Origin of the sequence: Sphingobium soli (genome assembly GCF_020782245.1) — a bacterium.
Taxonomy (GTDB): Bacteria; Pseudomonadota; Alphaproteobacteria; order Sphingomonadales; family Sphingomonadaceae; genus Sphingobium; species Sphingobium soli.
Genome location: NZ_JAJGNP010000017.1, coordinates 1 through 12,613, shown reverse-complemented (window position 1 = coordinate 12,613; position 12,613 = coordinate 1). Strand labels below are relative to the sequence as shown.

11 protein-coding genes and 1 pseudogene are annotated in these 12,613 nt (G+C 62.9%); 8 read left to right on the top strand and 4 right to left on the bottom strand.

Features of this window, described 5'->3' with window-relative positions:
- The first annotated feature begins 97 nt into the window (after positions 1–97).
- A complete protein-coding gene (gene mnmA, locus LL253_RS16195) occupies positions 98–1,204 on the top strand; it encodes a tRNA 2-thiouridine(34) synthase MnmA (protein ID WP_228227840.1) in 1,107 nt (368 codons plus the stop codon).
- Positions 1,205–1,314: 110 nt separating this feature from the next.
- Here the strand turns inward: mnmA and LL253_RS16190 are convergent, their stop codons facing one another.
- Positions 1,315–1,560, bottom strand: coding sequence for a hypothetical protein (locus tag LL253_RS16190; protein ID WP_156784118.1), 246 nt, complete (start codon positions 1,558–1,560; stop codon positions 1,315–1,317).
- A gap of 130 nt (positions 1,561–1,690) precedes the next feature.
- Here LL253_RS16190 and hisG point away from each other — a divergent pair, with 130 nt between their 5' ends.
- The 3 genes from hisG (at position 1,691) to nusB (ending at position 4,165) form a co-directional block, all read left to right on the top strand.
- Positions 1,691–2,353 (top strand): ATP phosphoribosyltransferase, encoded by a 663-nt coding sequence (hisG, locus tag LL253_RS16185; RefSeq protein WP_228227839.1) that lies wholly within the window; start codon positions 1,691–1,693, stop codon positions 2,351–2,353.
- Positions 2,343–3,632, top strand: a complete 1,290-nt coding sequence (gene hisD / locus LL253_RS16180; protein ID WP_228227838.1) for a histidinol dehydrogenase — start codon at positions 2,343–2,345, stop codon at positions 3,630–3,632. The genes hisG and hisD overlap by 11 nt, the downstream gene beginning before the upstream one ends.
- Before the next feature lie 86 nt (positions 3,633–3,718).
- Positions 3,719–4,165, top strand: coding sequence for a transcription antitermination factor NusB (gene nusB / locus LL253_RS16175; protein WP_009820418.1), 447 nt, complete (start codon positions 3,719–3,721; stop codon positions 4,163–4,165).
- A 567-nt stretch (positions 4,166–4,732) separates the two neighbouring features.
- Here nusB and LL253_RS16170 read toward each other — a convergent pair.
- Positions 4,733–5,014: a hypothetical protein gene (locus tag LL253_RS16170; RefSeq protein WP_228227837.1), complete on the bottom strand. Its 282-nt coding sequence runs from the start codon at positions 5,012–5,014 to the stop codon at positions 4,733–4,735.
- Between LL253_RS16170 and LL253_RS16165 the strand changes: the two genes are divergently transcribed.
- From LL253_RS16165 to LL253_RS16150, 4 genes and pseudogenes are all read left to right on the top strand, one after another.
- Positions 4,980–5,621, top strand: coding sequence for a hypothetical protein (locus tag LL253_RS16165; protein WP_228227836.1), 642 nt, complete (start codon positions 4,980–4,982; stop codon positions 5,619–5,621). The two genes, LL253_RS16170 and LL253_RS16165, sit on opposite strands and share 35 nt — an antisense overlap.
- A gap of 92 nt (positions 5,622–5,713) precedes the next feature.
- On the top strand, positions 5,714–5,956 hold the full coding sequence (locus LL253_RS16160) for a hypothetical protein (RefSeq protein ID WP_228227835.1): 243 nt from the start codon (positions 5,714–5,716) through the stop codon (positions 5,954–5,956).
- Entirely contained in the window at positions 5,953–7,038 is a 1,086-nt protein-coding gene (locus LL253_RS16155) for an alpha/beta hydrolase (protein ID WP_228227834.1), read from the top strand. Before LL253_RS16160 ends, LL253_RS16155 begins: the two co-directional genes overlap by 4 nt.
- Before the next feature lie 706 nt (positions 7,039–7,744).
- Positions 7,745–7,963 (top strand): annotated as a pseudogene (locus LL253_RS16150) (nucleotidyl transferase AbiEii/AbiGii toxin family protein); the annotation flags it as partial.
- Between the two features lie 529 nt (positions 7,964–8,492).
- Here the strand turns inward: LL253_RS16150 and prpF are convergent.
- Both prpF and acnD read right to left on the bottom strand, forming a co-directional pair.
- Entirely contained in the window at positions 8,493–9,713 is a 1,221-nt protein-coding gene (prpF, locus tag LL253_RS16145) for a 2-methylaconitate cis-trans isomerase PrpF (protein WP_228227833.1), read from the bottom strand.
- On the bottom strand, positions 9,713–12,331 hold the full coding sequence (gene acnD / locus LL253_RS16140; protein WP_228227832.1) for a Fe/S-dependent 2-methylisocitrate dehydratase AcnD: 2,619 nt from the start codon (positions 12,329–12,331) through the stop codon (positions 9,713–9,715). Before acnD ends, prpF begins: the two co-directional genes overlap by 1 nt.
- Positions 12,332–12,613: the final 282 nt, after the last annotated feature.

Below are 12,613 nucleotides of genomic sequence, written 5' to 3'. Positions count from 1 at the left end.
CCCCGTTCTGCGAGTCATTCTGGCGGTAAAGTGACCGAAGGGCGTCATATTTCGTTAACTTTTGCACGCCGCCGCGCTTGCTCCTATATGCGCGCCCATGCAGCCCGAATTTCAGCTTGCCGAGCCGCGCGATCAGCGGCGCATTGTCGTCGCCATGTCCGGCGGCGTGGACAGCAGCGTCGTCGCCGCGCTTGCGGCGAAGACCGGCGCGGAAGTGATCGGCGTAACGCTTCAGCTGTACGATCATGGCGCAGCGGTGGGCCGCACCGGCAGCTGCTGCGCGGGGCAGGACATACGCGATGCGCGCGCGGTCGCCGACCGCATCGGCATCGCGCACTATGTCTTTGATTATGAAAGCCGGTTCCGCGATTCGGTGATCGCCGACTTCGCCGATGAATATATGGCCGGGCGCACCCCCATTCCCTGCGTCAAATGCAATATGGGGGTGAAGTTCACCGACCTGTTCCAGATTGCGCGCGACCTGGGGGCCGATTGCCTGGCCACGGGCCATTATGTTCGCCGGGTCGAGGGCGCGGCAGGAGCAGAGCTGCACCGCGCCGCCGACCCGGCGCGCGACCAGAGCTATTTCCTGTTTGCCACGACTCAGGCGCAGCTCGACTATCTGCGTTTTCCGCTGGGCGGGCTGCCCAAAGCCCAAGTGCGCGAGATTGCGTCGGAACTGGGCCTGTCGGTAGCGTTGAAGCCTGACAGCCAGGACATCTGCTTCGTCCCCGATGGCGATTATGCCAAGATCGTGCGCAAGCTGCGCCCGGATGCGGACGAGGGCGGCGAGATCGTCCATGTCGATGGCCGGGTGATGGGGCGGCACAGGGGGCTGATCCATTATACGGTCGGCCAGCGCAAGGGGCTGGAGATTGGCGGGCAGGCTGAGCCGCTCTACGTCGTGCGGCTGGACGCGGAGGCGCGGCGCGTGATCGTGGGGCCGAAGGCGGCGCTGGCGGTGTCGGGCGCGCTCTTGTCGGACATCAACTGGCTGGGCGGGGATTTTACGGGGCCGCTGACCGCCAAGGTGCGATCGATGGCCAGGCCCGTGCCCGCGCGGCTGGAGGGCGACCGGCTGATCTTCGACGCGCCGGAATATGGCGTCGCGCCGGGGCAGGCGGCAGTCCTTTACGCCGGCGACCGCGTGCTGGGCGGCGGCTGGATCGCCAGCACGCAAGGCGCGATGGCGGAGGCGGCGTAACCTTCCTCCGCCTCGTCATACCGGACTCGATCCGGCATCCCGTTGACCTTCTGGCGATACGGAAGAAGTGGGATCCCGGCTCAAGGCCGGGATGACGATAGTGAAGAGTTCTATCCGGCGAGGCCGTTCGGAAAAAACATGATCCCGATGCATAGAAAGATGCCGCCAATCATCCAAAAGGCCAGCAGCAGCGTGAGCATCCAAAAACGAAATGGCTGATCTTTTCTGCGGCCTGAAAAGGCGAAGCCCCAATAGGGCGCTTCCATTGTGCCTCTCCGAAAGCCGTCGATCAGCTGCCACGCTGTCATTGCTGAAACGGCTAATCCGATGATGGGTCCAATGATAGCCTCAGCCACTGGCTTTCTCCGCGCTCGAATTAACTGATGAAGATACTAGGTTCTATTAGCTCGCACATATCAGCAAGCCGTTCTGCCTGCTTCTCCAAACCTTGCCCTTTTGCGCCCCCGCGCCTAAGTGCCCCGCGTCATGACTCGTTCGCTCACCTTCGCCATTCCCAAGGGGCGCATCCTCGATGAGGCGCTGCCTTTGCTCGCCAAGGCCGGTATCGAGCCGGAGGCGGAGTTTCATGACAAGAAGAGCCGGGCGCTGCGCTTTGCCACCAACCGCGCGGACGTGTCGATTATCCGCGTGCGCGCCTTCGACGTGGCGACCTTCGTCGCCCATGGCGCGGCGCAGATCGGCATCGTGGGGTCCGATGTGGTGGAGGAATTCGGCTATTCCGAGCTGTATGCGCCGGTCGACCTCGATATCGGCCATTGTCGCCTGTCGGTCGCCGAGCCTGCGGGCCTGGCCGATGAAGATCCGGCGGCGATGAGCCATGTGCGCGTCGCGACCAAATATCCGCACCTCACCCGCCGCTATTTTGAGGCGCGCGGGCTTCAGGCCGAATGCGTCAAGCTGAATGGCGCGATGGAGCTGGCGCCTTCGCTCGGGCTGTCGCGGCGGATCGTCGATCTGGTTTCGTCGGGCGCGACGCTCAAGGCCAATGGCCTCGTCGAAACCGACATCATCATGCCGATTTCCGCGCGCTTGATCGTCAACCGCGCTGCCTACAAGATGCGGTCGGCCGATCTGGTGCCGCTGGTCGAAGCGTTCCGCGCCGCCGTGGGGGTGAAGGATGCCGCTTAGGCTTTCCACCACGGACTCGGATTTCCCGTCTGCGTTCACCGCTTTGGTCGATGCGCGGCGGGAAGCGGATGAGGATGTGTCGCGGGACGTGACCGCGATCCTCAAGGCGGTGCGGGCCGGGGGTGACGCGGCGCTGGCCGACTATACGCAGCGGTTCGACCGGCATGACCTGAATGTCAGCGGCTGGGCGGTAACGGCGACGGAAACGCGCGCGGCGCTCGATGGAATTTCCAGCGAATTGCGGGACGCGCTGGAACTCGCCGCCGCGCGCATCACGGCCTATCATGAAAAGCAGAAGCCGCAGGACAGCGACGGCGTGGACGCGGCCGGCGTGCGGCTGGGCGCCCGCTGGAGCGCGGTAGACGCTGCCGGCCTTTATGTGCCGGGCGGACGCGCCGCCTATCCCAGCTCGCTGCTGATGAACGTCATCCCGGCCAAGGTTGCGGGCGTCGCGCGCATCGCGATGGTGACGCCGACGCCGGGCGGGGAAATCAACCCGCTGGTGCTGGCCGCCGCGCAGATCGCGGGGATCGAGGAAATCTGGCGTGTCGGGGGCGCGCAGGCCGTGGCCGCGCTCGCCTATGGCACCGACCGGATCAGGCCGGTAGACGTCATCACCGGCCCTGGCAATGCGTGGGTGGCCGAAGCCAAACGCCAGCTCTATGGCGTGGTCGGTATCGACATGGTTGCGGGACCCTCGGAGATCGTCGTCGTCGCCGATGGCCGCAACGATCCCGAATGGACCGCCGCCGATCTGCTCAGCCAGTCGGAACATGATCCGACCAGCCAGTCGATCCTCTTCACTGACGATGCCGCCTTTGCCGATGCGGTCGCCGCAGCGGTCGAGCGCCAGCTTCCCGCGCTGTCCACCAGCGCGGTCGCGCGGACCAGCTGGAACGCCAATGGCGCAATCATCATCGTGCGCGATCTCGATGAAGCGATGCCGCTGGTGAACGCCCTTGCACCAGAGCATCTTGAACTGGCGGTGGAAGACCCCGAACCTTTGTTCGCGCAGGTGCGCCATGCCGGATCGGTGTTCCTGGGCCGGATGACGCCCGAAGCGGTGGGCGATTATGTCGCCGGGCCGAACCATGTGCTGCCGACCGGCCGCCGCGCGCGCTTCTCGTCGGGACTGTCAGTGCTCGACTTTATGAAGCGCACCAGTTTCCTCAGCCTCGACCGCAATGCGATCGGCGCGATCGGCCCTGCCGCCGTCGCACTGGCGCAGGCGGAGGGGCTGCCCGCCCATGCAGCATCAGTGGCGCTGCGCTTGTCCTGACAACCACCCCCGTTCGGTTCGAGCCTGTCGAGAACCGGAGGAACAGGGTTCTCGACAGGCTCGAACCGAACGGATTATCTAGGCGTATGAACGATCGCTCCAAATCCCGCTCCGCCGCGCGCCTCGCCGCGGTCCAGGCGCTCTACCAGCTGGAGATGGAGGGCACGCCGCTCGCCAGCCTGCTGCACGAATTTCACCAGCATCGGCTGGGCGCGACCATTGAGGACGTGACCTATGCGCAGGCGGAGGAAAGCTTCTTCGACGATATCGTGACCGGTGTGGACAAGCGCCGGGCGGAGATAGACGCGCTGGTCGCCGCGCGCCTGTCGAGCGGATGGTCGATGGACCGGCTGGACAAGCCGATGCGTCAAATCCTGCGCGCGGGCACTTATGAGCTGCTGGCGCGAAAGGATGTCGGCACCGGCACGGTCATCAGCGAATATGTCGATGTCGCCCACGCCTTTTACGACAAGCGCGAGGCCGGCTTCGTCAACGGCCTGCTCGATGGCGTGGCCAAGGATGTGCGCGGCTGATCCGGCGCGTCTGATCTGAGGATCGGGCTGCGCTAGGAGGAACAGCAGCGGAATATCAATTGCTCGCCCACGCGCCTTCGTCAGGAGCGGTGCCGGTGTAGCACCTGCGTTTTCCATATCCCACGGGCAGTTTCGAGACGCCGGACATGCCCGCTGGCCCAAGCTGTTCCTCGCTAGAGCGCCGGATCTCGGCTTCGCTCGAACGCAACATTTTTGGTACAATATGCGAGATAAGCGAGCGCCAGCGATGCGCGCTCGTTCATCTGAACGCGGCCGGCTCCTGAACTATCAGAACCCGGACATCCGGCGCGGGCGATCCTGCCGACAGCTCCAGCAAAAATGCCGACGATTGGCTGGGCGCGAGAGGATTGGCCGTGGAATGATAAGCCGGTCATATCCTTGAGAGGATCACCGTGCGTCGCCTTGTGCTCCATGCCCCGAAGGTCGTCATCGCGCTTCCAGCCCGAAAGCGTTCAACGACGAAGAGTGAGGATATCCGTGCAGATGAAATTTAGTCTGGTGCTTGCCGCACTTCTTGCAACTGGAGTCTGGACCGGGCCAGCCAATTCACAGAATTCTTCGTCTCAGGATAAGCAGGAACAATGGCAATCCGAAGCTAACGAACGCGATCGCCCTGCACATGCGCCCGGCAAGCCCGCCAGCATTCCCTTCAAGCTCCGCGACAACCTTGTCGCGATTGATGTAACGCTGAACGGTCGCCGTCAGTCCGCGGTACTTGACAGCGGTTCCGGTGCTCTCGTCGTCGATCAGCGAACGACAACAGCGCTGGGTCTTGCGGTCAAGGAACCTATAGGTGACGCGGCCGGTGCTGGTGCTCAGGCGCAGCAACTGCGTCCGGTCGAAATTGGGGTTCAAGGAGCTGCCGGGGCTCTCCGCGAACCTCGAGCAACTCTCGTCATCGGCGGGGTTCCCAATCGATCTCATCATCGGCGCGCCCGCTTTCAAGTACGGCGCGGTGCGGGTCGATTATAGGAAGCAGTTGATCTCTTTCGGCCCCAGCGGAAGCCTTGGCAAGTGCGCCGCGCCGATCCCGCTTACGATCGTGTCCGACATTCCCATGGTTGAAGCGGAAATCAGGACTATGCCGAACGCGGATCTGGTTAAGCTCAAGCTCGTGGTCGATCTGGGCACCCGGCATCAGGCCTTGATGATCGGCGGCCCCTTCGTGCGCAGCGAGGCAGGTAAAGCACTGATCGCTTCGGGCAAGGTCCAGCAAGTCGGCCATGGTACAGGCGGTCAGGTGCAGGGCAGCGTGGCAGCCGTTGCGGAATTGCGCCTTGGCGGAACCGTCTTTCCCGGCGTTGAAGCAGCGCTGTCATCCGGTGTGAAAGCGTTTGAAATCGGTCTGTTTGACGGGTCGCTCGGCGTGCCATTTTGGAAGGCTGGCACCATCACCTTCGACTATCCGGCCAAAACCCTTTGCATCGAGCGCTGACGATGTGCACGGTGACTGTGCTGGAGGCAGGAGGTGATCGGCGGCTTGGCTTCAAGAGATTTGCCTCTCGCCCGTCACCCGCCCGGAACGAAGTGACCGTCGCGGTCCGGGCGATATCGCTCGACAATGGCGAAATTCGTGAGGCGCTCGCAGCGCCGGCCGGGCAGCGCTTCTATGACACGCTCCTCCGCTTTCTCGATCACGTCGTCGATGAAGCTTTCCTCAAGCCCGTCCACCGCGCCATGTTGTTCGCCTCGCGCGATCCGGCGACGCTCATTGACCTGACCGGAAGCTACCAGCTACCGAACGAAAACGAAGTGGATCAGCTTTTATGATCGCTGAAGGCGAGAAATCCGACACGGAGTTTGAAGTCGATCCAAACGCCATGCGCGCTGCCCGATCGGCGAAGGAATTAGCACGCGACATGACCGATGAAGACTATGGGGTAGCCGTACCGGCGCGCCGGATACCGTTTCCCGCCTCCATCAGCGCCGAAGCGCGAGCCAAGCTCGAACAGCTGGTCGGCGCAGACGGTGTGCCCCTGAACTCGCTCCATACGATGCCGCTGCCGGGCGATCATCCCGGGTGGAAGGCGGTAAAAGCCGCAGCCGAGGGGCAATATGCCGCGGCGGTAAGAGGACTGGCCGGCACGCTCCGCTCGCAGGTGGCGACCATCCACACGAACGGTGCGACGATCCACGTCGCAACGCCGGAGACCATATCATACCCCGAATGCGCCTATATCGACTTTCACGGCGGCGCATTGGTGTTTGGTGGCGGAGATGCCTGCATCGCCCAGACGCGGATGCAGGCGGACCAGCATGGGGTTCTTTGCTACGGTGTCGATTACAGAACGCCGCCCGAAGACCCTTACCCCGCTGCGCTCGACGATGCGATGACAGCTTACCGCTATGTTTTGGAGCGCCACGCACCAAAGCGCATTCTCGTGAGCGGGCGATCGGCGGGTGGCAATCTCGCGGCTGCGATGCTCCTGCGAGCCAGGGAGGAGGCGCTCCCGATGCCGGCAGGCCTGATGCTGCTTTCCCCCCAAGCCGACCTCACCGAATCTGGCGACAGCTTCCAGGTCAACCAGCTCGTCGATGTGATCCTGCCCGGCTCGCTGATGCGAAACAATCAGCTTTATGCAGCCGACGCAGAGCTGTCGCACCCCTATCTGTCGCCCCTGTTCGGCGATCTCACCGGATTCCCACCAAGCTTCCTCCAATCGGGCACGCGCGACCTGTTCCTCTCCAACACGGTTCGAATGCATCGCGCGCTGCGCCAAGCCGGCGTGCCCGCTGATCTGCATGTGTTCGAAGCCATGCCGCATGGCGGCTTCATGGGGAACACGCCTGAGGACCGCGACCTTGCAGTGGAAGTCACGCGGTTTGCCCGCGCGTGCTGGGAGGGGGAATAGACGTTGCCGCTGTCCTCAAGGACTTCCCGCCGCAGGCTGCGCGGCGGGATTTGGCTCACGGGCCACGTCACAGTTGGAGGAAGGCAGGAGGCGGGCGAGGCCGATCACGATCTCAAGGCGACGCCCTTGCATAAGCGAGGCACCTACAGGATAGCCCGCCGACATATGGGCGGTCTTCTGGCCTCATGCTGTGCGGCAGCTCTCGCATGTGGATTAGCGACGACGATAAAGGTGCTGGTCTTCAACGACGCGGACCCTCTCCCTCACGACGTTCTCGGCGCAGCCCTCACGGTGCTTCTGAGCATGTTCTGGCTTACGGTCGCAGCGGCATTCTTTGTCATCCCTGCGGTGCTCGTCGGGTACCCCATCGCGCTTGTCCTCGTTCGGGGAGGCGCTAGCTTATCTTTGATGATCGTGAGCGGTGCGCTTCTCGCGCCAACGGTCGGTTCATTTGCAACTCTCGGTTGCGTTTCTCTGTTCATCGGATCGGTGCCGGCGTCATGGCTTGGGTCAATAGCATTCCTTGCGCCAGCGGCTTCAGCAGGAGGTGCAGCGATGGCTTTCGTCATCGCACGAAGAAATCGGCCTGCCACCTCGCTTGGCGACGCCGGGTCCACGCCATGCCGCTAAGATGCCAACGCGTTGACCGTCCAAATTAGCGGGCTCCGTTGAATTCTGCATCGAGTTCGAGTTGCTGTTCTAGCGGATGATTGAAATCATTCAGGAAAAGCGTCGCCAATATCGAGCGACCAACGCGGTCGAGGAGGAGAATGCGACCAAGGAGATCATCCAGGAGATCGCTCCGTATGCGCTCTGGCGTAGCGACTTTTTCGACGTCGCTTTTTTCCAGGGTGGCACCAGCCTGCGCATTCTGCACCGCCTGCCCAGGTTCTTCAAAGACCTCGGTTTCATGCTCAGCTCGCCTTGCATGATGGTCACGCCCATGGTGTCCTGGCCGATGACCCATTGCATGCCTATCATAGAATTACGCCGGGCCCAGGGCACACCGGCCAGCAACACAAACGCACCTAGCAATCTGACGCCGCACGAAAACACGTTGAACGGACCAGCAGCGGCACTTCTGGATCAGCTGCGCTTACCCGCCAGGACCATCCCAAAGCCTTTTTACCCATAGACCGGCACGTGGGGCCCGCGGGTTCCTGCACTGGAGGCTTTCGTACGCAAGCGCCCGAAACCCTTCCCAGGAATGGTCGTTCATATCCGCCGTCCTAAATGTCGGCTTCTGCCAAAACCTGCTAAGGGCATAGCCTCGATGCGCAGCGGGACGCCTATTCTGACTATATAAGGAGCCAATGCTGCGTGGAGTAGCAGGGATTGCCTAACTTCTATGACGCCGGGGGCAATTCGGGGCGGGCGGTACATGCCTGCCAGCCCCCCGACGGATTTAGGCTGCACAAACGCGGCGCGACGCAGCCTGTCACAGGCCGGAAAATCTAGAACGTATCGCCGGGAATACGTATCCAGCCTTCCATGAGGATACGGGCGCTCCGGCTCATAATGGCCTTGGTCACCGACCAATGGCCATCTTCCTGGCGCGCTTCTGCGCCGACCCGCAAAGTCCCGGAGGGATGCCCAAACCGCACCGCCTGACGCTCCCCGCCGCCTGCCGCCAGATTGACGAGCGTACCGGGAACCGCCGCCGCCGTGGCAATGGCGACGGATGCGGTGCCCATCATCGCATGGTGAAGCTTGCCCATGGACAGTGCGCGGACGAGCAGATCGATATCCTCGGCGGTGATCGTCTTGCCACTCGAGGACGTGTAGCTGGTGGCGGGCGCGACGAAGGCAATACACGGAGCGCGCAGGCTTTTCGCGGCATCTTCGGGCGCCTTGAACAGACCCATCTTGAGCCCGCCGGCGATGCGCAAGGCCTCGAACCGCCGCAGAGCGGCCTGATCGCCGTTGATCGCCTCTCGCAGCTCGGTGCCGGTATAGCCGATATCAGCCGCGTTGACGAAAATAGCGGGGATGCCGGCATTTATCAGGGTCGCCTTGATCTTGCCGCCTGGAACCACGGCTTCCGGCACATCGAGCTCGTCGATGAGGTTGCCGGTCGGGAACATGGAGCCGCCCTCGTCGCCGTCTTCAGCCGGGTCGAGAAATTCAAGGACGATTTCGGCGGCGGGAAAGGTCACGCCATCCAGTTCGAAATCGCCGGTTTCCTGAACCTCTAGGCCATTTGGGCCGTCGGTCACCGGGACATGCGTGATGATCGTCTTGCCAATATTGGCCTGCCAGATGCGAACCGTGACGATACCCTGTTCGGCCCGCGCCGGATCGACATAGCCGGCGTGGATGGCAAAGGCTCCCGCAGCGGTCGAAAGATTGCCGCAATTGCTCGACCAATCGACGAAGTCGGTATCGATCGCGATCTGGCCGTAGAGATAGTCGACATCATGACCGGGCTGCGTGCTGGGGGAGACAATGACGCATTTGCTGGTGCTCGAAGTTGCGCCGCCCATACCGTCGATATGCGCGGCATAAGGATCGGGGCTGCCGATCACCCGCTGGAACAGCTTGTCGCGTGCGATGCCGGGGACCCGCGTCGGTTCGGGCATGTCTTCGAGGCGGAAGAAGACACCCTTGCTCGTCCCACCCCGCATAAAAGTGGCGGGGATGCGGATTTGCAGCAGGCCAGACTTAATAGGCGACATCACGCAACGCCTTGTTCGGAAGCCAGGAAATCCTTGGCGAAGCGCTGGAGAACCCCGCCGGCCTCGTAGATCGAGACCTCCTCGGCGGTGTCGAGGCGGCACCTGACGGCTGTGCTGATTTTCTGGCCGTCGCGGCGGTGAATGTGAAGGTTGAGCGTCGCACCCGGTTGGCGGTCGCCCAGCACATCGAAAGTCTCGGTCCCATCCAGGCCCAGGGTCAGGCGCGTGGTGCCCGGTTCGAACTCGAGCGGCAGCACGCCCATGCCGATGAGGTTGGTCCGGTGGATGCGCTCGAACCCTTCCGCCACGATCGCCTCGACCCCCGCGAGGCGCACGCCCTTCGCCGCCCAGTCACGCGACGATCCTTGGCCATAATCGGCGCCGGCGATGATGATCAGCGGCTGCCGGCGGTCGAGATAGGTCTCGATCGCCTCCCACATGCGCATGACCTTGCCGTCGGGTTCGACGCGCGCGAGCGAACCTCTCTTCACCGCGCCGTCGACCACGGCCATCTCATTGATAAGCTGCGGATTGGCGAAGGTCGCGCGCATGGCGGTGAGATGGTCGCCGCGATGCGTGGCGTAGCTGTTATAATCCTCTTCCGGCACGCCCATTTTCGTGAGGTACTCGCCCGCTGCCGAGCTGGCGAGGATGGCGTTCGACGGGGAGAGGTGGTCGGTCGTGATGTTGTCCGGCAGGATAGCGAGTGGACGCATGCCCTTGAGGCTGCGCGGATTGGCGGCGAGCGCGCCCACGCCCTCGGTGTCCCAATAGGGCGGCCGACGAATGTAGGTCGATTGCGGTCGCCAGTCGTAAAGGGGATCGGCCTTGCCGGTGTCGCGGGCGGCGAACATCGGCTCGTAGATTTCCCGGAACTGCTCCGGCTTCACGGACGCTGCGACGATTGCGTCGATCTCTTCATCGCTCGGCCACAGGTCCTTGAGACGGATCTCCCTGCCATCCACGAGCCCCAACACGTCCTGCTCGATGTCAAAACGCACCGTGCCCGCGATCGCATAGGCGACCACCAGCGGCGGCGAGGCGAGGAAGGCCTGCTTCGCATAGGGGTGGATGCGGCCATCGAAATTGCGGTTCCCTGACAGCACGGCGGTGGCGTAGAGGTCGCGCTCGATAATCTCGTCCTGAATCGCTGGATCGAGCGCGCCGGACATGCCGTTGCAGGTCGTGCAGGCATAGGCGACGATGCCGAAGCCGAGCTTCTCCAGCTCGGGTAGCAGCTTCGAATCCTTCAGGTAAAGCCGCGCGACCTTCGAGCCGGGCGCGAAGCTGGTCTTCACCCAGGGCTTGCGGACGAGGCCCAGCGTGTTCGCTTTCTTGGCGAGCAGGCCGGCGGCGACGACGTTGCGCGGGTTGGAGGTGTTGGTGCAACTGGTGATCGCGGCGATGATGACCGCGCCATCGGGCAGCAGGCCCTGCTTTTCCTCAGCGACCGCCTTGTCGAGATTGACGGCGATCTCGCGCTCCGCGAGCGCAGAGGTCGGCAGGCGCTTATGCGGGTTGGACGGGCCGGCCATGTTGCGCACGACGCTCGACAGGTCGAACTCCAGAACGCGCTTATATTCGGCAGTCTTGAGCGCATCGGCCCAGAGCCCGGTGTGCTTCGCGTAGGTCTCGACCAGCGCGACCTGTTCCGGCTCACGCCCTGTGAGGCGCAGATAGTCGATCGTTTGGCTGTCGATATAGAACATGGCGGCGGTCGCGCCATATTCCGGGCACATGTTTGAGATGGTCGCGCGGTCGCCAATGGTGAGGCTGTCCGCACCCTCTCCGAAGAACTCGACCCAGGCGCCGACCACACGTGCCTTGCGCAGGAACTCAGTGATGCCGAGAACGATGTCGGTCGCGGTGATGCCGGGCTGGCGCTGGCCGGTCAGTTTTACGCCGACGATGTCGGGCAACCGCATCATCGAGGCGCGGCCGAGCATGACGGTCTCGGCCTCCAGCCCTCCGACGCCGATCGCGATAACGCCGAGCGCGTCGACGTGCGGCGTGTGGCTATCGGTGCCAACGCAGGTGTCCGGGAAGGCGACACCGTCGCGGACCTGTACGACGGGCGACATCTTTTCCAGATTGATCTGGTGCATGATCCCGTTGCCCGCCGGGATGACGTCCACATTCTCGAACGCCTTCTTGGTCCACTCGATGAAGTGAAAGCGATCTTCGTTGCGGCGATCCTCCACCGCGCGGTTCTTCTCGAACGCTTGCCGATCGAAGCCGCAAAATTCGACGGCCAGGCTATGGTCTACGATGAGCTGGGTTGGAACAACGGGGTTCACCTTGGCTGGATCGCCGCCTTCATCGGCTATGGCGTCGCGCAGGCCCGCGAGATCGACGAGTGCCGTTTGCCCCAGAATGTCATGACAAACGACGCGCGCAGGATACCAAGGGAAATCGAGCGTGCGCTTGCTTTCTGCAATTTGCCGCAGCGCTTCGGGCAACAGCGCCGTATCGCAGCGCCTGACGAGCTGCTCGGCAAGAACCCGCGACACATAGGGGAGCTTGTCGTAAGCACCAGGTCGGATGGCATCGATCGCTGCGCGCGCATCGAAATAGGTGAGGTCGGTGCCGGGAAGCGGCTGGCGAAAAGCATCATTCATCGGCGCAAATCTCTACAGAGCAATTTTTCAGAGTCGAAAATCCTTACCCGCACGCGCGAGGGAGCCGACACCTCTGAAAAGGCGAAGATTTGCGAAGGAAAAGCTGCAAATCGGCGAACTTTGCAAATTTCCCGGACGTTCTACGCTTGCGGGCGATAGGGCTTGGGTTTGCCGTGCTCGTCGACCGAAACCATTTCAAACTGGCCCTGTTGATTTCCACTGAGAAGTGACCCGGGTAGGGCGTAAATTTCCACTGAGAATTGACCCATGTTGAACTCGTCC

Excerpts from the sequence above, each read along its gene's own strand:
- mnmA (WP_228227840.1), top strand. The coding sequence starts at position 98 with ATGCAGCCCGAATTTCAGCTTGCCGAGCCGCGCGATCAGCGGCGCATT.
- hisG (WP_228227839.1), top strand. The coding sequence starts at position 1,691 with ATGACTCGTTCGCTCACCTTCGCCATTCCCAAGGGGCGCATCCTCGAT.
- hisD (WP_228227838.1), top strand. The coding sequence starts at position 2,343 with ATGCCGCTTAGGCTTTCCACCACGGACTCGGATTTCCCGTCTGCGTTC.
- nusB (WP_009820418.1), top strand. The coding sequence starts at position 3,719 with ATGAACGATCGCTCCAAATCCCGCTCCGCCGCGCGCCTCGCCGCGGTC.
- LL253_RS16155 (WP_228227834.1), top strand. The coding sequence starts at position 5,953 with ATGATCGCTGAAGGCGAGAAATCCGACACGGAGTTTGAAGTCGATCCA.
- prpF (WP_228227833.1), bottom strand. The coding sequence starts at position 9,713 with ATGTCGCCTATTAAGTCTGGCCTGCTGCAAATCCGCATCCCCGCCACT.
- acnD (WP_228227832.1), bottom strand. The coding sequence starts at position 12,331 with ATGAATGATGCTTTTCGCCAGCCGCTTCCCGGCACCGACCTCACCTAT.